This is a genomic window from Peribacillus sp. JNUCC 23 (genome assembly GCF_053653995.1).
This window is the reverse complement of record NZ_CM132202.1, coordinates 2,432,360-2,458,164: the sequence shown is the minus strand read 5'-3', so window position 1 is coordinate 2,458,164 and position 25,805 is coordinate 2,432,360. Positions and strand designations below refer to the sequence as shown.

Genomic DNA, 25,805 nt, shown 5'->3' with positions numbered 1-25,805 from the left:
CGAACATTTTTTTAATTGTTTAAAAAAACATTCGGTTTCTGTTGACAATTTCTTAATATATTTTTAAAATTATAACTGAAGTGAACTGGCTAGAGGGGGAACTATGTTGTTAATACAAGATGATGTTTTACGAAATGATTGGATCGTTGCTAGTAGGTCGATAGATATTAAAGAAGAACCTGTTCAAGTTATTGTAATGGGTGAGCGTCTGGTTCTTTTCCGCAATGAAGAAGGTGTTCATGCTTTTAAAGATTTATGTATACATCGAGGAGCAGCTTTGTCATTAGGATGCGTGAAAGATGGAAAGTTGGTATGTCCATATCATGGCTGGGAATACGAATCGAATGGGGAATGTACTCACATCCCTCAACTTCCTGAAGGTCGAGCGATTCCAAAGAAAGCAAAGGCTTTTAAATATGGCTGTATCGAAAAATATGGACTAATTTGGGTAAATCTTGAAAACTCTGGTACAGAGTTATTTAATCTTCCTGAATATAATGATGAGAACTTTCGTAGCGTGATATGGGGACCTGTTGAAGCATTAGCAAATCCGCCTAGAATTGTGGAAAATTTTCTTGACGTTGGTCATTTATCTATTTTACATGGAGGCTTTCTCGGTGTCCCAGAGCATTCGGTTATTGGTGATTATGATATTCATTGGGAGGATGAAAGCATTCGTTCCGGTGAGATTGCGATCTATCAACCGGATCCAGATGGTTCAGGACAACCGAAGCATGTGTACTATACGTATGAAATTCTTCGTCCATTAACCGTCCGTTTTACGAAAAAAGATCATGAAACAGGGCAAGAGATGGTGATTCTTTTAACAGTTTTACCTGTGGAAGAGAAGAAATCCATTGCATTTGGTGTCATGTTATTCAATTATGATTCAGGTCAATCAGATCAGGAAATAATTGAGTTTCAGGATATGATATTTGCTCAAGACAAACCAATCGTAGAAAACCAAAAACCTGAAGACTTACCATTGGATTTGCAAGTGGAACTATCGCTTAAGAGTGATCGGGTAAGTATTGCGTATCGTCAGTATTTAAAGAAATTAGGGGTAGTATTAGGAACAGCATAAGAATTGCTAAACTAATTCAATGAAATAGAATAACTCGGGTCAGCCCTTGCACTCTAAATCAGTAGATAGTGTTATATACACTTATCTTAAACTGTATTTATTTGTTGTGGGGTCTGACCTTTTTCATTTGGGACCAGCCCCTTTAAAATAATAAGTAATCACTCACTTTTTATTGACATAAGAATGAAGAAGAGGAATAATAAGTGAGTAATTACTCACTTATTATTTAGAGGAGGTAATATAAATGAATGTCAGTATTGCTATTAACCAAGTGAGCAAAAGCTTTGGCAAAAAAGTAGTTTTAAATCAAATTGATTTTACAATTGAAGAAGGTAAAATTTACGGGTTTATTGGTCCTTCAGGCGCCGGAAAGACAACATTAGTAAAAATGATTGTTGGTATGGATACCCCAGATACTGGAACGATTCACGTATTAAATGAAAAAATGCCCAATTTAGGATTACTCCAAGAGATTGGTTACATGGCACAATCTGATGCCCTGTATACCGAGTTAACAGGGAAGGAAAACCTTAAATTCTTTGCTTCACTTTACAAATTGAATAAAACAGAGATGAAGGAACGTATCACTTATACAGCAAATTTAGTCAATTTAACAAACGAGCTAAATAAAAGAGTATCGGCATACTCCGGTGGAATGAAACGGAGATTATCTCTTGCGATCGCTTTAATCCAAAATCCAAAAATCTTAATATTAGACGAACCAACTGTAGGAATCGATCCTGAATTGCGATTAAGCATTTGGAAGGAATTGTTACGCTTGAAAAATGAGGAAGGAAAAACAATCATTGTGACTACACATGTTATGGATGAAGCGGAAAAATGTGATTTTGTAGCGATGGTAAGAGATGGCGTCATCTTAACTAGGGGTACACCAAAAGAATTAAAGGCGCAATACCAGGTTGATAATTTAGAGGAGGTATTCTTAAAAGCGGGGAGGAAAGATTCATGAGAACAGTGGCATTAATCAAAAGAATTTGTCAGGAGATGCTACGGGACAAAAGAACATTAGCATTGCTGTTTATTGCACCATTAATCATTTTAACCTTAATGTATTTCTTATTTAACGGAAATACTGTTGACCCTAAATTGGGCGTAGTGAATGTTGAAAATAACCTCGAAAAAATATTAGTCGAAGCAAATATTGACTTGAAGCATTATGAACAAGCAGATAAGGAAACAATCGTAGAAGAAGATCTTGATGGTTTATTGGAAGTAAAGGATGAAAAATTGGTACTAACATTAGAAAATAGCGACCCATCAATAGCGAAAGTCTTGCAGATGAAAGTAAACCAATCAGTATCCTTGCAAGCCCAATCAAAAATTTTAAATTTAAATGCTGCACCAGTGGTAATACAGAAAAAAGAAATAGATACACAATACGTATACGGAAACAGTGAAACAGCATTTTTTGATGTATTAAGTCCTGTCTTAGTTGGTTTTTTTGTATTCTTTTTTGTATTTCTCATCTCAGGAATTGGATTATTAAAGGAGCGAACGACCGGTACATTGGAACGGTTAATGTCGACACCAATTCGCAGAGGAGAAATCGTAACAGCATATTTGGTTGGTTTTGGTATATTTGCTGTAATTCAAACAGTTATTATCGTAATATATTCAATAAATGTATTAGATATGGTTATGGTAGGTTCCGTTTGGAATGTTATCCTTATTAATTTACTGCTAGCGTTAGTCGCTCTTTCATTAGGAACACTGTTATCCACCTTTGCCGCTTCAGAATTCCAAATGGTACAATTTATTCCAATCGCTGTTATCCCACAAGTATTCTTTGCCGGGATTTTCCCGCTTGAAGGAATGGCGAATTGGTTACAATCCATTGGTAAAATCATGCCAATCTATTATGCAGCTGACGCTTTGAAAGGTGTCATGTATAAAGGACTAGGTTTGAAGGATATAAGTGGGGATCTATTCGCATTGGTTGTATTTGCGACAATCTTTATTATACTGAATATATTGGCATTGAAAAAGTACCGTAAGTTATAAGTAGTCCAGAGTTTAAAGGAAGTGGTCTTCATTGTCTAAAGACAATCTATTGGATGTAATCATAGCCCAAACTAAATTAACAAAGAAACAAACAGATAAACAACAAAAAATAGTTGAAACTGCTATAAAACTGTTTGCAGAAAAAGGATATGCAAACACTTCAACAAGTGAAATAGCAAAAGCAGCGATGGTTGCTGAAGGAACCATTTTTCGCCATTATGGAACGAAGGATAATTTATTACTATCTGTTATTCTTCCGTTTATAAAGGATTCCATCCCTACGATGGCTGAAGAGGTTTTTAATGAAATTATGTCAAAAAACATTGGGTGTTTTGAGGACTTTTTGAGAGCTTTACTAAAAAATCGAATCGACTTTATTAATGAAAATAAAGAAATATTTCAAATTGTTGTCAAAGAACTTTTATATAGTGATGAATTAAGGAAAGAGTTACTGCCTTTTTTTGCTGAAAACATCTTAGATAGAATTATCAAAGTGATTAATATGTATAAAGAACGTGGTGAACTTATCGATATCCCAAGCAATACAATTCAAAGAATGATTTTTACGATGATTGGCGGTTATTTCGTATCACGGTTTGTCTTACAACCAGATAATTTGGATGAAGATGCAGAAATTGAAAACTTAATTCGATTTATGATGGATGGATTAAGAAAACGAGGCTAGAGAATGTAATACCTTTGGCTTTATTTTATAGAAGTAAAAGTTTCACAATATTTATCCTCCAATGGAGGATAAATATTGTGAAAAGGGTAGGAAATTCCTTATGCGAATGTAAAATAGATATATAAGAAATGAGAAGAGGGAGTAGAATGGAAGGCATCTTAGATCATCTTAAGGTAGATTTGGATCTGCTTTTTGTCGGCTTTAACCCTAGCGTCCGCTCTGGTGAAACCGGTCATCATTATGCAAATCCGAACAATCGCTTTTGGCGGATTATCCATGAAGCGGGATTAACACCAAGAAAATATCAGCCGATTGAAGATCGCTCACTATTAGAATTAGGCTATGGATTTACGAACATTGTTTCACGGCCCACTAAAGCGGCTAATGAAATTACGAAAGAGGAATACATACAAGGTAGGCAAGAATTGAAGCAAAAAATTATAACTTTCAAGCCAAAGGTAGTTTGCTTTGTAGGCAAGGGGGTATATCAGCAATACAGCAAAAAAAGAGATATACTTTGGGGTGTACAAGACGAAAGAGTTATTCCAGAAACGATTGAATTTGTTGCTCCTTCTTCAAGTGGACTGGTCAGAATGAAAATAGACGATGTCATAAGAATATACAGCAAGCTACCTTCTATTATAGAAGAAACAAAAAATGATCATCGTTGAATAGTGAACAAATCCATGAAGAACAGGAGCAGAACAAATGAGTGAACTAAGTACAGATTTGAACAAAAATGTAATGGAAGAGGGAGATAGCTTTTGGCAAGGAGTCAAAGATTGCATACCTACATTATTAGGCTACCTCAGTATTGGATTCGCAGCAGGAGTTGTTGAAAAGACTGCAGGCTTGAGCATGATTGAAATTGCACTAATGAGCCTGCTTCTTTATGCTGGCTCAGGTCAGTTTATTGCAGCAGGAATGATTGCAGCAAGTCACCCTGTATCTGCGATTATCGTCACCATTTTCTTCATCAATAGTCGACATCTACTATTAAGTGCAGCAATTGCTCCATACTTTAGGAAAAATACGACATCAAAAAATCTTATCACAGGTGCATTACTAACAGATGAAACATTTGGAGTAGCCATTACCCACGCCCAATCAAAAAAACAATTAGATTATAAATGGATGCTCGGTTTAAATATAGCTGCCTATTTAAATTGGGTACTCGCTACAATTGCTGGAGGTATTTTCGGTCAATGGATACCAGACCCCGAACGATTTGGACTAGATTTCGCTTTGCCAGCCATGTTTATCGGCCTACTAGTTCTACAAATTCTTAGCCAGAAAAAGTACTTCACAGATATCATCGTTGCAGTAAGCTCAGGTATTATTGTCGTAGCGGCAAGCTTTTTCGTATCAGGAAGTGCTGGAGTCATTTTGGCGACAATACTTTCAGCTACAATCGGGTTGGTGATTTCAAAATGGAGATAAATTGGTATATTATGAGCGTCATTATTGGATCTGCCATTGTTACATTTATACCTAGAGTATTACCTCTGATTGTCCTAAGTAAACTTGAAATACCAGAATGGGGAATAAATTGGCTCAAGCATGTACCCGTGGCTGTAATGGCTGCTTTATTGGCATCTGAATTACTTTTACTTGATAATAAAGTTTCTTTTCAAGAAAACACTTTAAACCTACTGTCTGCAATTCCAACGTTACTAGTAGCTATTTACACAAGGAGTTTACTCGGCACAGTTCTTGTAGGAGTTACGACACTTATGATATTAAGATTTTTACTTTAATCGTTTTAAGAGGTTGTTCAAAAAGTCCGATAAAAAGTGCTGCCGAATTTCATTGTTACTCATTAAAGACCTTCTATTAAAACTGCGCACGTTCTGTACGTAACACAAAGGTCAGCACACCCTGCCCAAGTCCGGTCCTCACGTACTATTGTATACGCGAAGGATTTGAGGTATGGATTCCTAGAACATCTTGGCTCTTTTTTTATCCTCCTTTTGAACACGTACTATAATCGTTTAGATGAAAACCCAATAATTTTGGGTTTTTTTGAATTTTCCATACTTTAATCAATATATTTAGTAAGAAAGAATGATAAATCGCCTTTTTTATAAGAGCTGGAATAGCCAATATATAACATTATTCATTTAGGCAGATGCTGAATTTTAGATGTTGATAATCAAATCACATATTTCAACATAAAGTATAAGTAACAACAATTGTAAGCGTTATCTTACGGGGGCTTGTCTTAAAATCCTTGCCTTCATATGTTTAGAAATTGTAACTCTGTCAACAATGGAGAGGAAAGCAAATAGCTATGGGGGTGTTATTAAATGAATACGAATGAAGCCATTAAAGTTCTAGATCGGATGCGTTTATCGAATGGAGCTTATACGGCAAGTTTGTCACAAGATTACAGTTTTGTATGGATTCGGGATATCGTTTATACGGTTCTTCCTTTTATGCAAAAACCATCAGAACGTTATGAAAAAGCATATCATGCCTTATTCGATCTATTTAAAACATACGAATGGAAAATTGATATCCATCGACAAAAGCGTCCGGTATATTTGTTTGAGTATATTCACTCACGCTATTCAACAGATCTAAAGGAAATACCTGTTGAATGGGGTCATGCCCAAAATGATGCGATTGGTGCATTCTTATGGGGAGTAGGTGAAGGCTTCCGTTTAGGGCAAAAAGTGATTCGCGATGAAAAAGATTTAGAAATTGTTCAAAAGCTCGTTGATTATCTAGACTGTCTACAATATTGGCAAGCAAAAGACAATGGAATGTGGGAAGAGAATATGGAGCTCCACACTTCAAGTATTGGGGCCTGTATAGCAGGATTGCATGCAGTGAAAATGCTCGTGAATGTGAAAGAAGAAACCATTAAAAAAGGCGAAGAAACATTAAGATTTCTTCTTCCTAGAGAAAGTGAATCAAAGGACACGGATTTAGCATTGCTCTCTCTTGTCTATCCATATCGAATACTGGATCGTAAAACCGCACTGAAAGTTGTTGAAAATGTATCGAACAAATTAGAACGTAAATATGGCGTGATTCGTTACGAAAATGACCAGTATTATAATCAAGGCAGTGAGGCTGAATGGTGCTTTGGACTTCCGTGGCTTGGTCTTTGTTATTTAGAATTAGGTCTCTTTAATAAGGCGATTGGTTATTTAGAAAAAACAGAAGCGATTATTCCTGAAAATTGGGAAGTACCAGAATTATATATCGGTGGCACAAACATTCCTAATGGCAATACGCCGCTTGCTTGGTCAGTTGCGTTATCTTATCTGTTTATCAATCGGATCGAAAAAGTAAGCGATGAAAAAGCAACATAGATCATTGAAATGAGGCTGCTTAAACAGCCTCTTTTTTGTGTATGGATTATGCTGAAGAAACTGGATACAAGGAAACACCATTATTCAATAATAATATATTGGTATGAAAAATAAGTTGAAAATCAAAATGAGAAAATTATCAATTAAATGTAAAAAAATCATTAGTCAAAAGGAAATGAACACCTTTTTATTGAAAGCGTTTCCCTTGATAGGAAAATCTCTTTTGTTTGTAAAATATTATTTTTTTTTTGAATTTTCCTACAAATCGACATTAAAAAACATTTTTCGCTAAAGGAATAATGCTTTTAATAGCGAATCTAAATTATAGAACTATGTTAGTATCTATTACTTTTAAAAATTGGAGGTGTACGTGTGAACAGCATAGCGAGTCAAAATTTAGATATTTTTCCTAGTGAATTAGAAATGTATTTATTTCATGAAGGAACACTCTTTGAAAGTTATAAGATGTTAGGTGCGCATGTCAGTACATATAAAGGGAATGATGGTGTCCGCTTTTCCGTTTGGGCTCCGCATGCTAAGCAAGTTGCTGTCGTCGGGAATTTTAATAACTGGAATGGTGCTCAGCACGTAATGCAACAAGTGAATCATTCTGGAATTTGGGTTTCCTTTATCCCAGATCTCGAGGAAGGGGAAATTTATAAGTACGAGATAGAAACGGCGAATGGGGAGAAGAAATTAAAAGCAGATCCCTACGCGTTTTTCTCGGAATTACGACCTAACACAGCTTCTGTTGTGAAGCGTTTGGACCAATATGAATGGAAGGATAAAAAGTGGCTACAACAGCGGAATAAAGAAGAATCTTATCATAAACCGCTTCTTGTTTATGAATTACATATGGCATCTTGGAGAAAAAAGGAAAATGGAGATTTGTATTCCTATCGTGAGCTTGCTGATGAGCTTATCGATTATGTGGTCGAGCATGGATTTACACATATTGAATTAATGCCGGTAATGGAACACCCATTAGATTTGTCCTGGGGCTATCAGCTTACCGGATTCTATTCGATAACGAGTAGACATGGAACGCCAGAAGACTTTATGTATTTCGTTGATCAGTGCCATCAAAAAGGGGTAGGGGTCCTCCTTGATTGGGTGCCGGCCCATTTTTGCAGAGATGAACATGGTTTAGGAAGATTCGATGGTACGCCACTTTATGAACCTCATGATGCACGTAAAGCTGACCGGCCTCTCTGGGGTACCTACAGTTTTGATTTTGGCAAACCCGAGATTCATAGTTTTCTAATCTCTAACATAATGTTTTGGATGGAGGTCTACCATATTGACGGGTTCCGTGCAGATGCGGTCTCCTCAATGATTTATCTGAATCACGATAATCCTCAATCAGAGAAGTTAACGAATCAATTCGGTGGCGAGGAGAATATTGAAGCCATTTCATTCTTGAAAAAAATGAATGAAGCAGTATTCGCGAAATACCCTGGAGTTCTGATGATGGCAGAAGAGGCAACAGATCATCCATTGGTAAGTGCACCAACTTCCATTGGGGGTTTAGGCTTTAATTACAAATGGAATATGGGATGGGCTAATGATCTTCTTAAATATATGAAGCTTGATCCATCTGAACGACGCTATCATCATAATCTTTTAACGTTTTCATTTTTCTATGCATTCTCGGAAAACTTTATTCTTCCTTTTTCACATGACGAAGTGGTTCATGGGAAACTGTCGTTATTGAATAAAATGCCAGGTGATTATTGGCAAAAATTCGCCAATTATCGATTACTTTATGGGTACTTCATGACACATCCGGGTAAAAAGCTCGTATTCATGGGAGCAGAATTTGGACAATTTGCCGAATGGAAAGAATTAGAGGAGCTAGACTGGCTTCTTCTCGATTATGAGTCTCATGCTAAACTGAATCGCTATATTACAACGATTCAGCATTTCTATAAAGACACATCCAGTTTATGGAGATTAGATCATGAGCAGGAAGGTTTTGAATGGATTGACGCCGATAATCGGGACCAAAGTGTCATTACCTTCATGAGGCATGGAAAACGGAAAGGAGATTATTGCATTATTGTTTGTAATTTTTCAACAGATGTTTATCATGATTATCGAATTGGAGTGCCTTCTACTGGAAAATACATCGAGGTATTAAACAGCGATGAGGAAGCCTTCGGAGGTTCAGGGCAGCTTAATGAAAAAGCAATTACAGTAGACAAACAGCCTCATCATAACCAGCCATACAGCATGAACATTAAAGTTCCGCCACTTGGCATAACAATCTTTATGAAACAAACAAAAAAGCGGCAGGGGAGAGTAATTCATAATGAAATCTAAAAAATGGATCGCAATGTTATTAGCAGGAGGGCAAGGATCAAGACTTGGCGAATTAACGACTGGACTTGCAAAACCGGCTGTTCCGTTTGGCGGAAAATACCGTATCATCGATTTCCCCCTAAGTAACTGTACTCATTCTGGAATCGATACAGTTGGAGTGTTAACACAATATCAACCGCTTGTCTTAAATCATTATGTTGGAAATGGTAGACCATGGGATTTGGACAGAAACTTTGGAGGTGTTTCTGTTCTTCCCCCTTATCAAGGAAAAGATGGTGGTGAGTGGTATGCGGGTACAGCAAATGCCGTCTATCAAAATATTCAATATATTGATCATTACGACCCAGAATATGTAGTTGTTTTATCAGGTGATCATATTTACAAAATGGACTATAGCAAGATGCTTCAGTATCATGTTGAAAAGGGTGCACAAGCGACTATAGCAGTCATTGAAGTACCTTGGTCAGAAGCAAGTCGATTCGGGCTGATGAATACAGACGAAGAAAATAAAATTTCTGAATTTGAAGAAAAACCAGCAAAACCGAAAAGCAACTTAGCATCAATGGGTGTTTATTTATTTGATTGGAAATTATTGAAAAAGTATTTAATCGAAGATGAGCTTGATCCATTTTCCACGAAAGATTTTGGGAAGGACATTATCCCGAAAATTCTTAGCGATGGAAAGAGTTTGTATGCCTATCGCTTTGAAGGCTATTGGAAGGATGTAGGAACAGTCGAAAGTTTATGGGAAGCTCATATGGATCTTTTGGATGATATTCCTGGATTCGATTTAAATGATCCACATTGGAAGTTTTATGCTGGTAATGCAAATCATCCGCCACAATATATTTCAAAAGAAGCGCATATCTCTCAGTCGCTAGTAAATGAAGGCTGTGTTGTTCACGGTAATATTGAACATTCCGTCCTTTCCTTTAATGTTCAAGTAGGAAAAAACACGACCATTAAAGATTCGGTTATAATGCCGAATGTAAAAATCGGCAACAATGTTACGATTAATAATGCAATCATTGCGAGCGACATTTGCGTTGAAGATGGTGCAGAAATTGGCTCATCTTCACCGGCTGCAGAAATTACATTAATAGGGGATGCCCAGAATATTTCATATGTTGCAACAAACGGGAAAAGTAGTGTTAAATAAGAATATGCATATAGGGGAGCCGGTGTACTTGAAGAACGTAATTGGAGTTATTAATCTTGTGAATGAAAAACAATATTTAAAAGAATTAACATCACATCGCTGTCTTTCTGCTGTTCCTTTTGGCGGAAGATATCGACTAATTGATTTCACCATGTCGAACTTTATTCATGCAGATATTACGAAAGTGGCCGTGTTTACGAAAGAAAAATACCGATCAATCATGGATCATCTTGGCTCAGGGAAGGAATGGGATTTAGATAGACGCAATGGTGGGCTGTTCATACTGCCTCCCACTCATCCAGATGAACTTATTAAAGGTGATTTACAGCAATTTCACGATCACATCGAGTTTTTTCACCGTTCACCTGAAGATACGGTGGTTATCTCACCAGGGCATCATGTTTGTAAAATGGATTTTCAAGAAATCGTTGAACATCACAAAAACAGTAATGCTGATATAACCGTTGTCTATAAAGACTTTGATGGGGAACCTGTAGACAAACCGATTTATCATAAATATGCGATTCGGAACGATGGAAGAGTTAAGAATATTGAACTCTATACATCACCTGAGCAGGGTGAATCAGTAGGGCTTGAGACATTTGTCATCAAAAAGGACTTGCTTATTGAAATTATTAAAACTTGTTGTGAAAATGGAGAATATGATTTCTTAAAAGATGGCATAAAGGCCAACTTACATCATCTAAAAGTTAATGGCTATCATTATAAAAGGTATTTTCCATTCATTCATTCTATTTCTAGTTTCTATAAAAGCAATATGGATTTTCTAAATCCGGAGCTTGCACAAGATTTCTTTTATGATACTTGGGACATCTATACAAAGATCAAGCACGAAGCACCAGTTAAATATTCTATTTCTTCTAAAGTATCTAATTCTTTAGTTGCGAATGGCTGTGACATTGAAGGAACGGTTGAAAACAGTATTATATTCCGCGGCGTGAAAATTCGAAAGGGAGCCGTTGTAAAAAATAGCATTATCATGCAAAAAGGGGAAATCAACGAAGGAACGTATATCGAAAATGTGATAACGGATAAACAAGTAAAAATCACATCAGAACAAGTTGTCATAGGTGATTCTATCCCGCGGATCGTAAAAAAAGCAGATGTCGTGTAACGGAGGATTTGTAATGAATATTTTATATGCTGCATCCGAGTGTGCCCCGTTCATCAAAACCGGAGGGCTCGGGGATGTAATCGGTGCATTACCAAAAGCTCTGCAACAACAAGGTGTCGAGGTAACAGTTATTTTACCTAAATACGGTGACCTTGCAGTAGAATATAAGGACCAATTAGAACTCGTTAAAATTATTGATGTACCTGTTGGCTGGAGAGAACAATATTGTGGAATTGAAAAACTCGAACATGAAGGAATAACTATCTATTTTCTTGATAACGAGTACTACTTCAAACGGTATGGTAGTTATGGATATTATGATGATGGGGAACGGTTCGCCTTCTTTTCGCGGGCAGTGCTTGAAGCAATTCCTCATCTTGATAAAAAGCCTGACATTATCCATTGTCATGATTGGCAGACAGGGCCTATCCCTGTTCTATTAAAAGCCCATTATCGTAATCATCCATTTTATCAGGGGATAAAAACTGTATTCACGATCCATAATTTGCGATATCAAGGCGTGTTTTCTAAGAGTGTTTTATCAGAGCTACTTGATTTAAGTGAGCTATATTTCCATATGGATGGTCTGGAATTTCGCGGAAATGTTAGTTATATGAAAGCAGGATTGGCATATGCTGATTATTTGACGACGGTTAGTCCGACCTATGCAAATGAAATTCAAATGTCTTATTATGGAGAAAATTTAGATGGATTCTTGCGAAAGCGGAGTGGAAATCTTCGTGGAATCGTCAATGGAATTGATCTTGACACATATAATCCAGCACTAGACCAAGCTCTTTTTACAGGCTATAAGTCTTATGAAGGCAAAATGGCGAATAAACGAATGCTCCAGGAACAATTAGGACTACCTGTGAATGAAGAAATTCCAGTTATTTCAATGGTAACAAGGCTAGTTGATCAAAAAGGGATCGATTTAGTTCTTCGTGTAATGGAAGATATTATCAAGCAAAATGTTCAGGTTATCGTACTTGGAACAGGCGAAGAACATTATGAATGGGCATTTAAAGATTTAGCACATCGCTACCCTGAACAAGTTTCAGCACAAATTTATTTCGATGAAGGATTATCTCGGAGAATCTATGCAGGTTCTGACCTATTTTTGATGCCTTCACATTTTGAGCCTTGTGGTATCGGGCAGCTGCTTGCACTGCGCTATGGTACACTTCCACTTGTAAGAGAAACTGGAGGTCTTAAAGATACCGTCGTTCCGTATAATGAGCTGAGCGATCAAGGGAATGGATTTAGCTTCTCGAATTACAATGCTCATGATATGTTATACACAATTGAACGGGCGGTTTGGTTTTATCGCTATCAACCGAAGAAATGGAAAAAGCTCGTTGAACGAGCGATGAGTATTGATTACAGCTGGGATAAGTCTTCTAAGGAATACAAAGAATTATATGAAATGTTAGTATAAAAAAAGTGGCACTTCCATGAAACATTGGGAGTGCTTTTTACCTTTTGATATGCTCCTGATAGTAAATAGTGCAAATCCGTTAGGTAGTAAAATGTAAAAAGGAATCAATCTCATATCTGTCCTGAGATTGATTCCTTTTATGCTTCTTTTCAAATTTTGCTAAAGTTGCTTGCTTCGTTTTTGTCATTCGACTAATTGGCTTCAGCTCACCCCATGTTCCTCTGCTTATTGAAACATCTCTGTTACCTTCCCTTAGATGTTTTTCTCTAATCTTCATTGCTCTTGATTTAGCCAAGTGTTGTCACTCCCTTTAAAAAAGATATCATGCTTTCTTTAATTATATGTATAGTCATGATTATTGCAAGGTTTTCTTTATACTCAGAATCGGGTATAAAGAAGAGAGAGAATAATTTAATTAGATGAGGATGAGCCTTATGAAAAGACGAAGAATGGAATTTATATTTTTATTTGTCTTAATGTTATCCGTTTATATCGTTTTTTTTAGCAGTTTTAGCTTAAACCTGAAGCTTTTTTCGATTGGATTATACGTTCTCATTATCCTCATTACGACGTATTCCTTGATGTTGGAATACCGATCTTCCCACCACACGTTGCTCTGGATGTATGTTTTGTTATTTATCCCTGTGTTTGGCTATATGTTTTACCTATATTCAGGACAGCTCTACTTAAAAGGATATTTATTTAGAACGAAGCGTCAGAGTAACCGTGAAGAATGGAGAAAACTAGTAAATCAAGCGACATCACCTGATTTATCCTTTCTAAACGATCATCAACGAGTCTTTTCAACGTTTGCTAGTAATGCTTCACAAACTACATTCAGCACGAACTCTAATACGTATGTTTTAAAAAACGGAAAAGAAACATTTAGTGAAATTATTAAGAAACTAAAAGAAGCAAAGCAATTTATTCATATCGAATATTATATTTTTAGGTCAGACCGGCTTGGAAAAGAGATCATACATATTTTGATGGAGAAGGCCAAAGAAGGGGTGGAAGTATTATTTATTTTTGATGCGGCAGGTAGCTTTAGTCTAGCCAAATCTGATATTAAGGATATGATTTCTGCTGGAGTGAAGGTCCAACCATTTTCACCATTGAAAAGTGGTTTTTTTAATCAAAAATTCAATTTCAGAAATCATAGGAAGATCATTGTTATTGATGGACAAACAGGTTTCGTTGGGGGGTTGAATGTTGGGGAAGAATACTTAGGTAAAAATAAAAAAATTGGGTTCTGGAGAGATACTCATTTGGAAATAGAGGGTGAGGCAGTCTATACGTTACATACGGTATTTTTAATGGATTGGGAGTATGTGAGCGGGGAGCAGGTTCTTTCTGAAAGACCGAAAATGAATCGGACTGACAAACTGGGTGACGGTGCTGTCCAGATTGTAGCAAGCGGTCCAGATACCCAGCAAGGCATTATGAGTGATTTTTATTATGCGCTTATTTCATGTGCAACGAAATCGATTTGGATTGCGACCCCTTATTTTGTTCCAGATGAGGCAATCCGTGCAGCTATGAAATTCGCTGCTCAAAAAGGCGTTCAAGTACGTTTAATGATTCCAGAAGTAAATGATGGGTTTCTGACTCAAAATGCAAGTCGCTCCTATTTCAATGAGCTGCTTGAGTGCAATGTAGAGATTTATTTGTATAAAAGGGGGTTTTTACATCAGAAAGTTATTATTGTCGATCATGATATGGCGACAATCGGAACAGCCAATATGGACAAACGCAGTTTTCATTTGAATTTCGAAGTAAATGTTTTTTTACTTGGAACACAATCTATTAATGAACTTGTGGAGAATTATGAAGGAGACATTCTAGAGAGTGAAAAAGTAGAGATGGACTCTTATCGTAAGCGAGGCTTTGTTGTGAAATCGAAGGAAGCATTCAGTCGCTTGTTTTCAGATGTTCTTTAATAGGAATATGATTGTGAACATTGTATAGTAGAAAAAAGATAATTAGCAAATGTATTAGGGAGAGTAGAAAAATGAGATTAGTTTCTTGGAATGTAAATGGAATTCGAGCCTGTGTTAAGAAAGGTTTTCTTGATTATTTTCACGAAGTAGACGCAGATATCTTTTGTTTACAGGAAACAAAGCTACAAGAAGGACAAATCGAATTGGAGCTTGATGGCTACTATCAATACTGGAATTATGCATGGAAAAAAGGCTACTCCGGAACAGCTGTTTTTACAAAACAAAAACCATTATCTGTTTCATACGGTGTCGGGGATCAAGATGAAGAACCAGAAGGACGCATTATTACGTTAGAGTTCGAATCTTTTTATTTGGTTAATGTGTATGTGCCAAACGCTAAACGGGATTTAACAAGACTTGATTATCGACTTCAATGGGAAGATGAAATTTGCGCTTATTTAACCGAACTGGATCAGAAGAAGCCGGTTTTATTTTGTGGAGATTTAAATGTTGCCCATCAGGAAATAGATTTACGAAATGCAAAATCTAATTTCGGTAATTCTGGATTTACCATTGAAGAGCGTGAGAAAATGACCGATTTGCTTCAAGCGGGATTTGTTGATACGTTTCGATATTTACACCCTGAAAAAGAAGGGGCTTACACATGGTGGTCCTATATGAGCAAGGTCAGGGAGCGGAACATTGGTTGGCGGATTGACTATTTTCTTGCATCAAAACGCCTAGATACCAATTTATTGGAGGCTGGCATTCATCCCCATGTTCTTGGAAGTGATCACTGCCCGATTTATCTAGAAGTTGATTTCATATAATCGCCAATAATTGGTTATAGTACTAACGCAGTCACCAAATTAAAGGAGGATATGGATGAAATCATTTAATGTAACGTTTCATAAGGAAGACGATGTAGATACAATGCTTGTCCAAAAACTGATGGAGCAGGAGTTCGAACAAGCAACTGTTGGAGGAACACGTCAATTATTTGAGCTTGATACGAATGTAGGTTTATTCGTATTTTTTGATGGACAAGACAAAGATGGGGATCTTTCTTATTTGATGCTTCAATATGAAGAAGACAATGAAGATCCACAAGCTTGTTACTCATTTGAAATGAAAGATTTTTATGAGTTCATCACACTTTATTTACAAGGAGTCGACGATTTCCCAGAGGATGATGAAGAAGATGATTCGTATGGTCCGATTCATCACTTGGCACATCTCTTATTCCATGTGGTTGAAGAAGGGAATTCGATTAACCTAGAATAATCTATTGGGCGTTGACCTCCTATTTTTACAGGGGGTCTTTGTTCTGTATATGAGGATGTTCAAAAAGGGGTGGGACGTGGGAGATTTGGTGTTTACGGATCCTGTTACAAGCAATCGATGCTCTTAAATGACAAAATTACGTGAAGCATCGCTCTAAATTATTTAAACAAGTAAATGAAGAAGATAGGGGGATTAAAATTGATCAAAACAATGAATATAAAACAAGAAGAAACAGCACGTGAAGTTTTAGGTATCCAACTTCCAGCCTATCAAATTGAGGCAGAGCTAATTAATTTTCATGAAATTCCTCCTTTAAAAGACACAGTAGAGACGATTATGGCTAGTAGAGAACAATTCTTCGGCTATTATATAGAAAATCAGCTTACTGGGTTTATATCCTTCGAAGAAACAGAGACAGAAATCGATATTTGCCGCATGGTCGTTCATCCTAATTTTTTCAGGAAAGGAGTAGCAAAAAAACTTGTTCAATATATTTTACATACAATAAATGGTCATAAAAAACTAACCGTCATGACTGGCGAGAAAAACTACCCAGCAAAAAATCTATACCTGTCATTGGGCTTTATAAAAGTAAAAACCGTTGAAGTGTCAGAGGGTATCTTTCTGTCAGGGTTTGAGAGGAAGTAAAAAAGCATCAGAGAATTCTTCTCGATGCTTTTTCTAGATATTAAGTTGAACGGATGTTTTTCACTCTTCCAACCTGTCCGTCGGTTAGCCTTACTTTAATGCCATGAGGGTGGGAACTTGATTTTGTTAAGAGATCCTTCACAATTCCACTAGTTAATTTTCCTGTGCGTTGGTCTGCTTTAAGAACGATTTCAACGGCAGCTCCAGGTGTGATATCTTTTCTAGTTTGCCCGTTCATCATACACCCATTTTTCTGCGGGTATTGCTGACTTTTTTCGTTTGCTGGCTCTTCATCTTTTGACCTGTCTGTAGCCCATTCGTATTTGTTTTTCCTTTAGAGCCTTGATTTTTTTTCGCTTCAAGCTGCTGCTTAATTGCATCTTGAAGGCTTATTTTCTTCTTGGGTGTTTCTTCTGAAGTAACTTGATTATTGTCTGTCATGTAAAAAATCCTCCTGATCAGGTATGTCGTATACATCTAGTATAAACCATCTTATTGTATAAAAGCTATGTATTGATGTAGGTCTCTCACATTTTCTAAAAAGAAAAGTTTATACGCAACTAAAATCAAACGAGATAATATGTTGGTATCATATCCTGATTGGTAGATTAATTTGCAATAATAGCCACAGGTTGCCAAGAAAAATGGTGAAGACAAAGTGATCTTAAGACATCTTTTGCCCATCATATGAGCCATAAAAAAGAAAAGAATCTATAAATATGAAATAAAAGTCCGCTTTAATACATAGAAGCACTGTCTACGTTCAGTAATAAGTGTTTAAATATTAACAGAAAATTCAATATACCAGAACTTGCATTTATCTATAGGTATTATGTATGATTGAACTATATTTACCAAATACAAGGAGGTATATGATGAGTACATTTGTAAAATCTAATCAAACTGCACCGTTTTCGGGGAATTATGTAGAAGTTGGGCAAGGCGGAGGGAAAATCAAAAGAGCACAAACGATTGAAGCAAAAGAAGGAACTGAGTTACCTGAATTAAAGTCCTATACGATTAAGTTAGAGCATAAAGGAACAGAAAAATCAGTAGAAAGACAGCATCAATGGAAGCTAATTAAGTAAAAACCAGGATAACCTCTTAATAAAGAGGTTATCCTGGTTTATTTTTTTAAACGATTACTCTTATATCCTTTAATTTTAAAAATATTAAATTCACTTATGAACTGTTATTTCACTCTGTTTGCCTGCTTTAACTTTTCGTTTTTTATCGATGGGATTGGGTAATGATAATACATAACGGCCTTTTCAATAAAGTAAAACTTCAATCAGTAGGTATTTTCTTCATCCCCCACTGGATTGTTAGTTGAACCAATCGGGCTTTTACGGGCAGTTAACCTCCACCTTTACGTTCCTTCGTATCCTCTAAGCCTTGAAGGTGGGGGTCTTGACTTTCCGTTAATGCGGGATAAAATGGAGGGAATTATTCATGAAACTTACACCAGAGCAGCGTATTGAGTTGCATGGGTTTAATAATTTAACGAAATCACTTAGCTTTAATATGTATGATATTTGTTACACAAAAACGAAAGAAGAGCGTGAAGCGTATCTAGAATATATCGATGAGCAATATAATGCTGAAAGATTAACGGCCATTTTAGAAACGGTGTCAGATATGATTGGTGCACATGTATTAAATGTGGCGAGGCAAGATTACTATCCACAAGGGGCAAGTGTTACAATGCTGGTGTCAGAAGGTCCAATTATTGCACCTTCAGAATCGTTAGAGAAGTCGCCAGGTCCCTTGCCAGAAGCACTAGTCGTGCATCTTGATAAAAGTCATATTACGGTGCATACATACCCCGAATATCATCCAGATGAAGGAATTAGTACATTTCGGGCAGACATTGATGTTTCCACTTGTGGAGAGATTTCTCCGCTTAAAGCATTGAATTATTTGATCCATTCGTTTGATACCGACATCATGACGATGGATTTTCGTGTTCGAGGATTTACAAGAGACAAAAATGGTCATAAACTCTTCATAGATCAGGACATTAATTCGATTCAAAATTATATTCCTGAAAATGTAAAAGATCAATATGACATGATTGATGTTAATGTGTACCAAGAAAATATTTTCCACACAAAATGTAAATTAAGAGAATTTGACTTAAATAATTACTTATTCGGATATACAAAAGATAAAATTTCACAGAATGAAGAGAAAGAAATCACAAGAAGATTAAAGCGAGAAATGGATGAAATCTTTTTTGGGAGAAATATGAAGGAAAAATGAAAACATGGAACGGCTACTATTAATTCTGCATTCTTTCTAAATATAAAAGCTCGAATAGGTTTCAAAAAAAGGTGTTGTCCTATACATTTCTCATTAGAGGGAAGTGGTTGTTTCATACCACGTATTCACGGATTGTGTTCACAGGACTTGTTTTCCAATCTATCTTTTTCATAGGAAATACCCTTCATAATTCCTTACATCCAGAACGCTAATAGGATAAATTTATTAGTCAAGGAGACAAGTGCAACATACCATTAAAAAGCAAGTTCAATTTCTTCCAAAATTATCGCAAATCTTTTAATATGGAAATAGTACCATTATAAAATGAAAGTAGTGATGATGTTGTCATTGAATACGTGGTTTGAAAAAGGAATGTCGTTTGAAGAATACAGAAAGAGCATGGAAGTAAATCGTGATGAACTTTCTCGTGTTTACGAAAAAGTGGATTTTACTGAAGAAGACTTTCAATTCTTCAGCAATTTAGCTAACAAGAAATGGAGAGGTATCGTACTTACTGCTGATTGGTGTGGAGATGCTTCATTCTGCGTCCCAATTATTCAACGAATCGCAGAAAAAAGTAATCTGGAATTGAAGTTTTTGATCCGCGATGAAAATTTAGAATTAATGGATCAATATCTAACGAATGGAACAGCGCGTTCTATTCCAATTTTTATCTTTATTGATGAAGCTGGAAATGAGCAAAGGGTATGGGGACCCCGAGCAGAAAAAGTGCAGGAGTTTCTACAAACATTGTTGGTTAATCTCCCAGACAAAGATGCTGCTGACTTCAAAGACAAGCAGAAAGAAGTTTTTGGTCAGTTCAAAGAAAAGGTTACAACAGATCCTGACATGTGGCGAGTTGTTATTGAAAGTGTAATAACAAGACTGAAATAAAGTGAAGTTTCAATCAGTGGGGGCTTAATCCCCTAGTGCTCGTTAAAGTAGCTATCGAACTTCTTGGCTCTAATTATCCTTTTTGAACACGTACTAATAGCTAATTATGATACCAATTTGAATAAATCAAAAAACATCTCTCGAAAATTCGAGAGATGTTTTTTGATTTTTTGTTTCTTGACAATCAATGTATACCTATCAGGTCAATGAAAAATAAGACTCAAGGCTTATTAAAATGTACTTTTTAAGTCCATGTTTAGAATATCCCCTTTCATGTATCGTTAATGGTGTTATCTGAAAGGGAGTGCTATGTATTTATGTTTGAATTTATTTATTCAGTAGGCCAGTTTATTTCCATCTTACTTGTTGTTATATGGGGACTAGCTATTTATTCAACGAATGGCCTTATATATGCTTCAACAAAGAAGGGACAAAGGATTTGGAAAGGAGTCATCCTCTTTAGTATTCGCTCAGGGTTGGTGCTCAATTTCGCTTGGATCAGTTCAATAATAACAATGGGTGCGATGTTAGGTTGGCTATTTATAGAAGATAAAGTATTTGTGTTTCTTCCATTAATTCTTTTTCCATCAATCATGGTGATGATTTGGACGATGCCGATATTTAGCCAAATAAAAGCGATTGAGGAAGGAGATAAAGAGGTTGTATCCTTATGTAGGAAAATAGCCGCTTCCCCACGTTTTTCATTCCCAATTAAGACCATGCAGCTAGGTGCAGTCTTGATATTAGGTTTATCGATTTTTGGGTCAGGTGTGTTACCAGAGGGAATTGATTTATTACTCTTTTTTGTTGTATTTGGATTATTAGTATGTTTTTTATTTTTACTTCAAAAAAGAATACATGAAAAGGTTACAAAAGAAGATTTTCAAAAGCCTAAGTGGATGATACGGTTAATTAAACGATTGGCTATCATCGCTGTTTTTATCATCGGCGGCATCAGCTGGATCACTATGGGAATGGAAAGAAGTACATTGCCAGCCGAAATTAGTATGGTGAATCATGACAACGTTGAATTAGGCGGTGGTTCAATGATCCATCATAACCATAGTCATCATAGCGGGGGCATGACGTAAGTGTAACGGAACTTGTCGACAGCAGTTCAGCCAAACCAGACCGGACCTATACCCTTGTATCCCAGAAAAAGACCATCGAATTAAGTGATGGGGAGACATTTGATGCTTGGATATTTAATGGACAATATCCTGGTCCTCAACTAAGAATTCAAAAGGACGAATTGGTGGAAGTGACTTTAATTAATAAAGACATTGAGGCAGGAGTGACGATTCATTGGCACGGTTATAACGTACCAAATGCGATGGATGGAGTTGCTGGAATGACCCAGGATGCCGTTCAAGTGGGAGAGCAATTTACGTATCGTTTCAAAGCGAATGACGAAGGGACATACTGGTATCACTCACATCAACAATCCTCTGAACAGGTGAAGAGAGGACTATTCGGATCATTTGTTGTTTTGTCAGGTGATGAAGACGGCAAAACGAACGAAATTACCTCCATCGGGGACAATTGGCTTTTTGGTGGAAATGAAGCGATCGTTTCTGATGGGCATGACCAAGGGTTTGTGAAAAAAAGGATGTCAACAGGTTCGGATGTCCGTTTGCGCTTAATTAATACGACGAATTACACAAAAACATATTTTATTGAAGGTTCAGAGTTTAAAGTAGCGGCGATTGATGGGCAATCCATCCATAAACCACAGGATCTAAAAAATACGAAATTAGAACTTGGTGCAAGCGGAAGGTATGATGTTATATTTACGATGCCAGATAAACCTGTGTTAATAAAGACAAGTGGATACTCACAACAAGGAAAAACAGATGCGCAGCTCTTATTGAGTCAAGATGGTCAATAGCGTTCCACTTATTTCTGCTGAAATGCAAAGTTTTAAACCTGAAGAATATGGGGAAGTCTACAAATACCTTTTGATCTTTCAAGCGATTTTGATCGAAAATTCACAATGGTTCTTGGGCAACGATTCGGTTTTTACGATGGGAAACCAAACTATTTATGGACAATTAATGGGGAAATATTTCCGAACACCCCGACAATGATGGTAAAGGAAGGAGATTGGGTAAAAATAACATTTGTGAATAAGAGTTTCATGGATCATCCGATGCATTTACATGGCCATCGTATGCTTGTCTTAAGTAAGAATGGAAGCTGGTAACGGGTAGTCCATGGTGGACAGATACTCTGAACGTTGTACCTGGGGAAACCTATGAGGTCGCTTTTCTAGCGAACAATCCAGGCGTGTGGATGGAACATTGTCACAATCTCGATCACGCAGCTGTGGGAATGACTATGCATTTATCCTATGAAGGAGTTAGTTCACCATTTTCAATTGGTCGAGATACGTTGAATCAGCCAGAATAAGAGCTTTATAAAAATCGCTTTAATAATAAATCATCATTTTAAATAATGGGTCCTCATAAATGAGAACCCATTATTCCATTATAGTACCATTTTTGACTCGTTTAAAAAACGGAATGAAGTTTTTCTAAAAGGGTCTGACCCCAACGTTCTTGGGACAGTAACGAAAGTTCTTTTATTCAGATTGTTGGACGATTATTGCACTTTGGACTTGACTAACTGCTGTTTGGGCTTGTGCAATTTCATTGGCGGCTTGTTTGATTGCTTCCTCAGCTAACGTTGGATCTGAAGCAGATTTTTCGATTGCTTGGCTTAATAATGTTTGAGTCAGTGTAACATTTGCTTTAGCTTGGTTTAGCTGATTAACATCAATTGGTTGATTATTTGGGCTCATACGAATCCTCTCCTTTTTAAATTGAATACCTATATAGCTTGACCTTGCTGGCTTGTTTTATCGGTGGAAAAAAATACCGTGCAATTGTTTTATCAATTCCACTTCACTTTACAATATTTTTCCTAAAACAATGGCCCATGATTGATAGTAAGAAAGAAGAAGTTTTAAATAGTGCCTCTAGAAATTACACGAAAAAGCAATTAATAGGCATTAGAACTATTGTTCTGTCACCTTTTTTCCTTGTATACCCAGCATATTCAAATTTTTTAATAGTTTAAAAACTAAAAAATTACTTTGACAGATAGAGCAATTAAAGGTAAAATTACTCTATCAGATAGAATAGTTAAGGTACAAGGAAGTGAAAAAATGATAAGAAGTGATATTATTCGTGGGCATTTGGATTCGATTATCTTACGTTTGATCTTAGAAGAAGACAGGTATGGGTATGAAATATCGAAGGAAATTAGCCTACGTACAGACAATCGATTTCACATAAAAGAGGCAACCTTATATGCTGTGTTTCAACGGCTAGAAAAAAAGGAATTAATTGAAGCCTATATAGGTAGTGTTTCTCAAGGTGGAAAAAGGAAATATTACAGAATTACGTTACTTGGAAAAGCCTACTTAAAAGAATTGGTTGAAGAATGGAACGAGGTTAAGGAAATAATTGATTTATTTATGGAGGGCTTAAAATGAAGAAACTGAAAAATCATGTTGAAGAATTATTTAAAGATATTCCAGAAAGTGAGCAAAAAAAGGCAATCAAACAAGAAGTTTTGGAAAACCTTGAAGAAAAAGTGTGGGATTTAATGGAACAAGGGAAAGAAGAAGAAGATGCCATTAATAAAGCAATTGTCGATTTTGGGGATATTGAAGAGATCAAAAAGGAACTGGGAGTAAAGCGACCAACAAAGAAAAACATGACTAAATTAAATTTAGGATATTCCATATGGGGGAGTCTTTTAATCATTGCCCTTTTTATTTTTATCAATGTTTCATATTCCCCTGACACGATTTGGTTCGTCTATCCAACCTTCGCCGTTTTATGGTGGCCTTTAACGATGTATTTTCATTGGCAACGTTCAAAATAGGGGGGGATTAGAAAATGAAGAAATACGATGTTGGCTTTGCTGTGGCAGGAAGTGTAATGAGTATGATCTTTTTCATGCTTGTCAATTATTTAACAAGCTCTCAATATCCTTGGTTTATTTATCCGTCTATCTTATTACTGTTATGGCCTATTGGCTTGTACTCTAGAAAAAACGGGAATTACAAACTACTTTCTATTATTTATAGTCTGTTTATTATCGTTCTTATTATTGCTGAAAATATATTTTATTCACCTAACTATGCATGGTCATTATATGCAGTTTATCCGATCCTTTGGTGGCCGATTCTTGTCTTTTTAGGCAAGAAGGCGAAAACGATACGAGTCGCATTAATTGGAAGTTTGAGCATGATCCTATACTATTCGATCTTAAACGCCTTCCATTCTCCCGGATATTTATGGTTTATCTATCCGACTTTCGTAGTGTTATGGTGGCCACTATCTGTATTTCATGCATGGAAAAAGACATACTATAAATTCTCAATCCATGCAAGTATATTACTCATTACATTTTTTATATGTGTAAATATTATTTCCTCACCTCATACGATTTGGGCGGTCTATCCGATTTTTTGTGTGCTCTGGTGGCCGCTAAGTATGTATTATTTTGTGTATAATAGGAGAGTAGAAGAGTAATCCGAAACTATAGAAAATGGTGGTACTTATAAATGAAAGAGAGAAAAGTATATCTCCTATTTACTGATACAGGAACGTATTTTACGAAGCTAATAAAACTATTTACGAAGCAACCATTTAACCATGTTTCGATCTCATTTGATAATGAATTAAGAGAAATTTTCAGTTTTGGCCGTAAAAAACCTGATAATCCTTTTATCGGTGGCTTTGTAAGGGAAAAAATAGCAGTAGGATTATTTAAAAAAGCTAGATGTGAAATATATAGTTTTAAAGTTTCAGAATTGGATTATGAGCGAATGATATGTAAAGTGAAACAAATTGAGGCTGAAAAAGACCTTTACAAATATAATTTACTAGGCCTATTTGCTATTCTACTAAATATAAATTTAAAGAGAAAAAATGCCTTTTTTTGCTCTCAATTTGTGGCAACGATTTTGAATGAAAAAAAACATATAATTGATAAATCACCAAATATGGTAACGCCGCAAAATTTATTGGCTCTAAATAGTCTTCAATTAGTTTATAAAGGGAAACTCCATTTATACTCATATCAGACGAAAGAAATAGTGAGGAGAAACGATTTAGAATTAAGTTTTAGAAACCATTTTATTGGCAATACAGCTGATTTTAGCTAAGTATATAGTAACTAAATAATTTTGATAAATAAGCGGGGGAAGATCTACAGAAAGACTTTCCCCCGCTTATTTATCTTGGTTAACAGTCGACTCGGCTGTTGCTCTAAAAACTGTGAGCTTACGATTTAGAGACACTAGAACGAGACAGACTACCTTTTGTAGTGAGGATGAGAAAAGTCCACTAATGGGAGTTTCACCTTTATTGAGAAGTATCTTCCTTTTGCTCTGAAGGTTCCTCTGTTGGATCTGGCTCATCTTCGTCCACACCATTACAGCCGTATAAGAAGCCCATAGATAAAACGGTTGACATTCATGCAAACATATATTCTTTCCTTTTCATTCCTTCTTTATATTTTTACGTTACCCTGTATTAAGTAAATTCATTCAAAATAATTTCCGAGTTATTTAATTTTTTGTTAGAAAAATCAAGAAT

General features: G+C 36.2%; 31 protein-coding genes. 27 read left to right on the top strand and 4 right to left on the bottom strand.

From position 1 onward, the window contains the following. Positions 1 to 106: 106 nt before the first annotated feature. The 12 genes from JNUCC23_RS11950 (at position 107) to glgA (ending at position 13,165) form a co-directional block, all read left to right on the top strand. Complete coding sequence (locus JNUCC23_RS11950) at positions 107 to 1,084, top strand: Rieske 2Fe-2S domain-containing protein (RefSeq protein WP_062179330.1); 978 nt, start codon at positions 107 to 109, stop codon at positions 1,082 to 1,084. 244 nt (positions 1,085 to 1,328) lie between these two features. After that, positions 1,329 to 2,054 carry an ABC transporter ATP-binding protein gene (locus tag JNUCC23_RS11945; protein WP_403071214.1) on the top strand — a complete coding sequence of 242 codons (726 nt, stop codon included), beginning with the start codon at positions 1,329 to 1,331 and terminating at the stop codon, positions 2,052 to 2,054. After that, entirely contained in the window at positions 2,051 to 3,106 is a 1,056-nt protein-coding gene (locus JNUCC23_RS11940; protein ID WP_454211633.1) for an ABC transporter permease, read from the top strand. Before JNUCC23_RS11945 ends, JNUCC23_RS11940 begins: the two co-directional genes overlap by 4 nt. A gap of 31 nt (positions 3,107 to 3,137) precedes the next feature. Next, entirely contained in the window at positions 3,138 to 3,791 is a 654-nt protein-coding gene (locus JNUCC23_RS11935) for a TetR/AcrR family transcriptional regulator (RefSeq protein WP_403071220.1), read from the top strand. A gap of 146 nt (positions 3,792 to 3,937) precedes the next feature. Further along, positions 3,938 to 4,462, top strand: coding sequence for a mismatch-specific DNA-glycosylase (locus JNUCC23_RS11930; protein WP_403071223.1), 525 nt, complete (start codon positions 3,938 to 3,940; stop codon positions 4,460 to 4,462). A gap of 37 nt (positions 4,463 to 4,499) precedes the next feature. Then, positions 4,500 to 5,231 (top strand): AzlC family ABC transporter permease, encoded by a 732-nt coding sequence (locus JNUCC23_RS11925; protein WP_454211630.1) that lies wholly within the window; start codon positions 4,500 to 4,502, stop codon positions 5,229 to 5,231. Next, the gene (locus JNUCC23_RS11920; protein ID WP_454211628.1) at positions 5,222 to 5,548 is read left to right on the top strand and encodes an AzlD domain-containing protein; all 327 of its coding nucleotides are present in this window, start codon (positions 5,222 to 5,224) and stop codon (positions 5,546 to 5,548) included. Before JNUCC23_RS11925 ends, JNUCC23_RS11920 begins: the two co-directional genes overlap by 10 nt. A 549-nt stretch (positions 5,549 to 6,097) precedes the next feature. Then, on the top strand, positions 6,098 to 7,111 hold the full coding sequence (locus tag JNUCC23_RS11915) for a glycoside hydrolase family 15 protein (protein ID WP_062179351.1): 1,014 nt from the start codon (positions 6,098 to 6,100) through the stop codon (positions 7,109 to 7,111). Positions 7,112 to 7,534: 423 nt separating this feature from the next. Next, on the top strand, positions 7,535 to 9,433 hold the full coding sequence (gene glgB / locus JNUCC23_RS11910; RefSeq protein WP_454216052.1) for a 1,4-alpha-glucan branching protein GlgB: 1,899 nt from the start codon (positions 7,535 to 7,537) through the stop codon (positions 9,431 to 9,433). Next, positions 9,423 to 10,592, top strand: a complete 1,170-nt coding sequence (locus JNUCC23_RS11905; protein ID WP_062179354.1) for a glucose-1-phosphate adenylyltransferase — start codon at positions 9,423 to 9,425, stop codon at positions 10,590 to 10,592. The genes glgB and JNUCC23_RS11905 overlap by 11 nt, the downstream gene beginning before the upstream one ends. A 28-nt stretch (positions 10,593 to 10,620) precedes the next feature. Then, positions 10,621 to 11,727: a glucose-1-phosphate adenylyltransferase subunit GlgD gene (gene glgD / locus JNUCC23_RS11900; RefSeq protein ID WP_403071234.1), complete on the top strand. Its 1,107-nt coding sequence runs from the start codon at positions 10,621 to 10,623 to the stop codon at positions 11,725 to 11,727. 13 nt (positions 11,728 to 11,740) lie between these two features. After that, positions 11,741 to 13,165 carry a glycogen synthase GlgA gene (gene glgA, locus JNUCC23_RS11895; RefSeq protein WP_454211625.1) on the top strand — a complete coding sequence of 475 codons (1,425 nt, stop codon included), beginning with the start codon at positions 11,741 to 11,743 and terminating at the stop codon, positions 13,163 to 13,165. A 79-nt stretch (positions 13,166 to 13,244) separates the two neighbouring features. Here the strand turns inward: glgA and JNUCC23_RS11890 are convergent, their stop codons facing one another. Further along, complete coding sequence (locus JNUCC23_RS11890; protein WP_403071240.1) at positions 13,245 to 13,460, bottom strand: hypothetical protein; 216 nt, start codon at positions 13,458 to 13,460, stop codon at positions 13,245 to 13,247. Positions 13,461 to 13,599: 139 nt separating this feature from the next. On the opposite strand from JNUCC23_RS11890, the gene cls reads away from it, so the two are divergent. From cls to JNUCC23_RS11870, 4 genes are all read left to right on the top strand, one after another. Beyond that, the gene (gene cls, locus JNUCC23_RS11885; protein ID WP_403071243.1) at positions 13,600 to 15,105 is read left to right on the top strand and encodes a cardiolipin synthase; all 1,506 of its coding nucleotides are present in this window, start codon (positions 13,600 to 13,602) and stop codon (positions 15,103 to 15,105) included. Positions 15,106 to 15,176: 71 nt separating this feature from the next. After that, positions 15,177 to 15,935 carry an exodeoxyribonuclease III gene (locus JNUCC23_RS11880; protein WP_062179366.1) on the top strand — a complete coding sequence of 253 codons (759 nt, stop codon included), beginning with the start codon at positions 15,177 to 15,179 and terminating at the stop codon, positions 15,933 to 15,935. 55 nt (positions 15,936 to 15,990) lie between these two features. After that, a complete protein-coding gene (locus tag JNUCC23_RS11875; RefSeq protein ID WP_062179369.1) occupies positions 15,991 to 16,389 on the top strand; it encodes a hypothetical protein in 399 nt (132 codons plus the stop codon). Between the two features lie 198 nt (positions 16,390 to 16,587). Next, positions 16,588 to 17,037 (top strand): GNAT family N-acetyltransferase, encoded by a 450-nt coding sequence (locus JNUCC23_RS11870; protein ID WP_403071247.1) that lies wholly within the window; start codon positions 16,588 to 16,590, stop codon positions 17,035 to 17,037. A gap of 40 nt (positions 17,038 to 17,077) precedes the next feature. Here JNUCC23_RS11870 and JNUCC23_RS11865 read toward each other — a convergent pair whose 3' ends face one another. Together JNUCC23_RS11865 and JNUCC23_RS11860 are read right to left on the bottom strand one after the other, a co-directional pair. Further along, positions 17,078 to 17,275, bottom strand: coding sequence for a YwbE family protein (locus JNUCC23_RS11865; RefSeq protein WP_403072142.1), 198 nt, complete (start codon positions 17,273 to 17,275; stop codon positions 17,078 to 17,080). Next, positions 17,275 to 17,478 (bottom strand): hypothetical protein, encoded by a 204-nt coding sequence (locus JNUCC23_RS11860; RefSeq protein WP_403071250.1) that lies wholly within the window; start codon positions 17,476 to 17,478, stop codon positions 17,275 to 17,277. Before JNUCC23_RS11860 ends, JNUCC23_RS11865 begins: the two co-directional genes overlap by 1 nt. A 434-nt stretch (positions 17,479 to 17,912) precedes the next feature. On the opposite strand from JNUCC23_RS11860, the gene JNUCC23_RS11855 reads away from it, so the two are divergent. The 7 genes from JNUCC23_RS11855 (at position 17,913) to JNUCC23_RS11825 (ending at position 22,602) form a co-directional block, all read left to right on the top strand. Continuing rightward, positions 17,913 to 18,125, top strand: a complete 213-nt coding sequence (locus JNUCC23_RS11855; RefSeq protein WP_062179381.1) for a hypothetical protein — start codon at positions 17,913 to 17,915, stop codon at positions 18,123 to 18,125. A gap of 364 nt (positions 18,126 to 18,489) precedes the next feature. Next, a complete protein-coding gene (speD, locus tag JNUCC23_RS11850) occupies positions 18,490 to 19,299 on the top strand; it encodes an adenosylmethionine decarboxylase (RefSeq protein ID WP_403071253.1) in 810 nt (269 codons plus the stop codon). Positions 19,300 to 19,638: 339 nt separating this feature from the next. Continuing rightward, complete coding sequence (locus tag JNUCC23_RS11845) at positions 19,639 to 20,193, top strand: thioredoxin family protein (protein ID WP_454216050.1); 555 nt, start codon at positions 19,639 to 19,641, stop codon at positions 20,191 to 20,193. Positions 20,194 to 20,510: 317 nt separating this feature from the next. Next, positions 20,511 to 21,284 carry a hypothetical protein gene (locus JNUCC23_RS11840; RefSeq protein WP_403071256.1) on the top strand — a complete coding sequence of 258 codons (774 nt, stop codon included), beginning with the start codon at positions 20,511 to 20,513 and terminating at the stop codon, positions 21,282 to 21,284. A 74-nt stretch (positions 21,285 to 21,358) separates the two neighbouring features. Next, positions 21,359 to 22,081: a multicopper oxidase family protein gene (locus JNUCC23_RS11835; protein ID WP_403072148.1), complete on the top strand. Its 723-nt coding sequence runs from the start codon at positions 21,359 to 21,361 to the stop codon at positions 22,079 to 22,081. A gap of 105 nt (positions 22,082 to 22,186) precedes the next feature. Beyond that, entirely contained in the window at positions 22,187 to 22,396 is a 210-nt protein-coding gene (locus JNUCC23_RS11830) for a multicopper oxidase domain-containing protein (protein WP_454211621.1), read from the top strand. After that, a complete protein-coding gene (locus JNUCC23_RS11825) occupies positions 22,390 to 22,602 on the top strand; it encodes a multicopper oxidase domain-containing protein (protein ID WP_403072151.1) in 213 nt (70 codons plus the stop codon). The genes JNUCC23_RS11830 and JNUCC23_RS11825 overlap by 7 nt, the downstream gene beginning before the upstream one ends. A 172-nt stretch (positions 22,603 to 22,774) precedes the next feature. Here JNUCC23_RS11825 and JNUCC23_RS11820 read toward each other — a convergent pair whose 3' ends face one another. Continuing rightward, complete coding sequence (locus JNUCC23_RS11820) at positions 22,775 to 22,993, bottom strand: hypothetical protein (protein WP_049681663.1); 219 nt, start codon at positions 22,991 to 22,993, stop codon at positions 22,775 to 22,777. A gap of 366 nt (positions 22,994 to 23,359) precedes the next feature. Here JNUCC23_RS11820 and JNUCC23_RS11815 point away from each other — a divergent pair, with 366 nt between their 5' ends. From JNUCC23_RS11815 to JNUCC23_RS11800, 4 genes are read left to right on the top strand one after another with little or no spacing between them, the layout of a single operon-like run. After that, positions 23,360 to 23,689 carry a PadR family transcriptional regulator gene (locus tag JNUCC23_RS11815; RefSeq protein WP_062179394.1) on the top strand — a complete coding sequence of 110 codons (330 nt, stop codon included), beginning with the start codon at positions 23,360 to 23,362 and terminating at the stop codon, positions 23,687 to 23,689. Beyond that, positions 23,686 to 24,084: a permease prefix domain 1-containing protein gene (locus tag JNUCC23_RS11810; protein WP_062179397.1), complete on the top strand. Its 399-nt coding sequence runs from the start codon at positions 23,686 to 23,688 to the stop codon at positions 24,082 to 24,084. Before JNUCC23_RS11815 ends, JNUCC23_RS11810 begins: the two co-directional genes overlap by 4 nt. 14 nt (positions 24,085 to 24,098) lie before the next feature. Continuing rightward, complete coding sequence (locus JNUCC23_RS11805; protein WP_454211618.1) at positions 24,099 to 24,737, top strand: hypothetical protein; 639 nt, start codon at positions 24,099 to 24,101, stop codon at positions 24,735 to 24,737. A 32-nt stretch (positions 24,738 to 24,769) separates the two neighbouring features. After that, positions 24,770 to 25,372: a hypothetical protein gene (locus JNUCC23_RS11800; protein ID WP_216636866.1), complete on the top strand. Its 603-nt coding sequence runs from the start codon at positions 24,770 to 24,772 to the stop codon at positions 25,370 to 25,372. Positions 25,373 to 25,805 lie beyond the last annotated feature (433 nt).

Bases quoted from the DNA above. Each gene is read 5' to 3' on its own strand.
- JNUCC23_RS11945 (WP_403071214.1), top strand. From the start codon at position 1,329: ATGAATGTCAGTATTGCTATTAACCAAGTGAGCAAAAGCTTTGGCAAA.
- JNUCC23_RS11940 (WP_454211633.1), top strand. From the start codon at position 2,051: ATGAGAACAGTGGCATTAATCAAAAGAATTTGTCAGGAGATGCTACGG.
- JNUCC23_RS11930 (WP_403071223.1), top strand. From the start codon at position 3,938: ATGGAAGGCATCTTAGATCATCTTAAGGTAGATTTGGATCTGCTTTTT.
- JNUCC23_RS11925 (WP_454211630.1), top strand. From the start codon at position 4,500: ATGAGTGAACTAAGTACAGATTTGAACAAAAATGTAATGGAAGAGGGA.
- JNUCC23_RS11920 (WP_454211628.1), top strand. From the start codon at position 5,222: ATGGAGATAAATTGGTATATTATGAGCGTCATTATTGGATCTGCCATT.
- JNUCC23_RS11915 (WP_062179351.1), top strand. From the start codon at position 6,098: ATGAATACGAATGAAGCCATTAAAGTTCTAGATCGGATGCGTTTATCG.
- glgB (WP_454216052.1), top strand. From the start codon at position 7,535: ATGTATTTATTTCATGAAGGAACACTCTTTGAAAGTTATAAGATGTTA.
- JNUCC23_RS11905 (WP_062179354.1), top strand. From the start codon at position 9,423: ATGAAATCTAAAAAATGGATCGCAATGTTATTAGCAGGAGGGCAAGGA.
- glgA (WP_454211625.1), top strand. From the start codon at position 11,741: ATGAATATTTTATATGCTGCATCCGAGTGTGCCCCGTTCATCAAAACC.
- cls (WP_403071243.1), top strand. From the start codon at position 13,600: ATGAAAAGACGAAGAATGGAATTTATATTTTTATTTGTCTTAATGTTA.
- JNUCC23_RS11880 (WP_062179366.1), top strand. From the start codon at position 15,177: ATGAGATTAGTTTCTTGGAATGTAAATGGAATTCGAGCCTGTGTTAAG.
- JNUCC23_RS11875 (WP_062179369.1), top strand. From the start codon at position 15,991: ATGAAATCATTTAATGTAACGTTTCATAAGGAAGACGATGTAGATACA.
- JNUCC23_RS11865 (WP_403072142.1), bottom strand. From the start codon at position 17,275: ATGAACGGGCAAACTAGAAAAGATATCACACCTGGAGCTGCCGTTGAA.
- JNUCC23_RS11860 (WP_403071250.1), bottom strand. From the start codon at position 17,478: ATGACAGACAATAATCAAGTTACTTCAGAAGAAACACCCAAGAAGAAA.
- JNUCC23_RS11855 (WP_062179381.1), top strand. From the start codon at position 17,913: ATGAGTACATTTGTAAAATCTAATCAAACTGCACCGTTTTCGGGGAAT.
- speD (WP_403071253.1), top strand. From the start codon at position 18,490: ATGAAACTTACACCAGAGCAGCGTATTGAGTTGCATGGGTTTAATAAT.
- JNUCC23_RS11845 (WP_454216050.1), top strand. From the start codon at position 19,639: ATGTTGTCATTGAATACGTGGTTTGAAAAAGGAATGTCGTTTGAAGAA.
- JNUCC23_RS11840 (WP_403071256.1), top strand. From the start codon at position 20,511: ATGTTTGAATTTATTTATTCAGTAGGCCAGTTTATTTCCATCTTACTT.
- JNUCC23_RS11830 (WP_454211621.1), top strand. From the start codon at position 22,187: ATGGTTCTTGGGCAACGATTCGGTTTTTACGATGGGAAACCAAACTAT.
- JNUCC23_RS11820 (WP_049681663.1), bottom strand. From the start codon at position 22,993: ATGAGCCCAAATAATCAACCAATTGATGTTAATCAGCTAAACCAAGCT.
- JNUCC23_RS11815 (WP_062179394.1), top strand. From the start codon at position 23,360: ATGATAAGAAGTGATATTATTCGTGGGCATTTGGATTCGATTATCTTA.
- JNUCC23_RS11810 (WP_062179397.1), top strand. From the start codon at position 23,686: ATGAAGAAACTGAAAAATCATGTTGAAGAATTATTTAAAGATATTCCA.
- JNUCC23_RS11805 (WP_454211618.1), top strand. From the start codon at position 24,099: ATGAAGAAATACGATGTTGGCTTTGCTGTGGCAGGAAGTGTAATGAGT.
- JNUCC23_RS11800 (WP_216636866.1), top strand. From the start codon at position 24,770: ATGAAAGAGAGAAAAGTATATCTCCTATTTACTGATACAGGAACGTAT.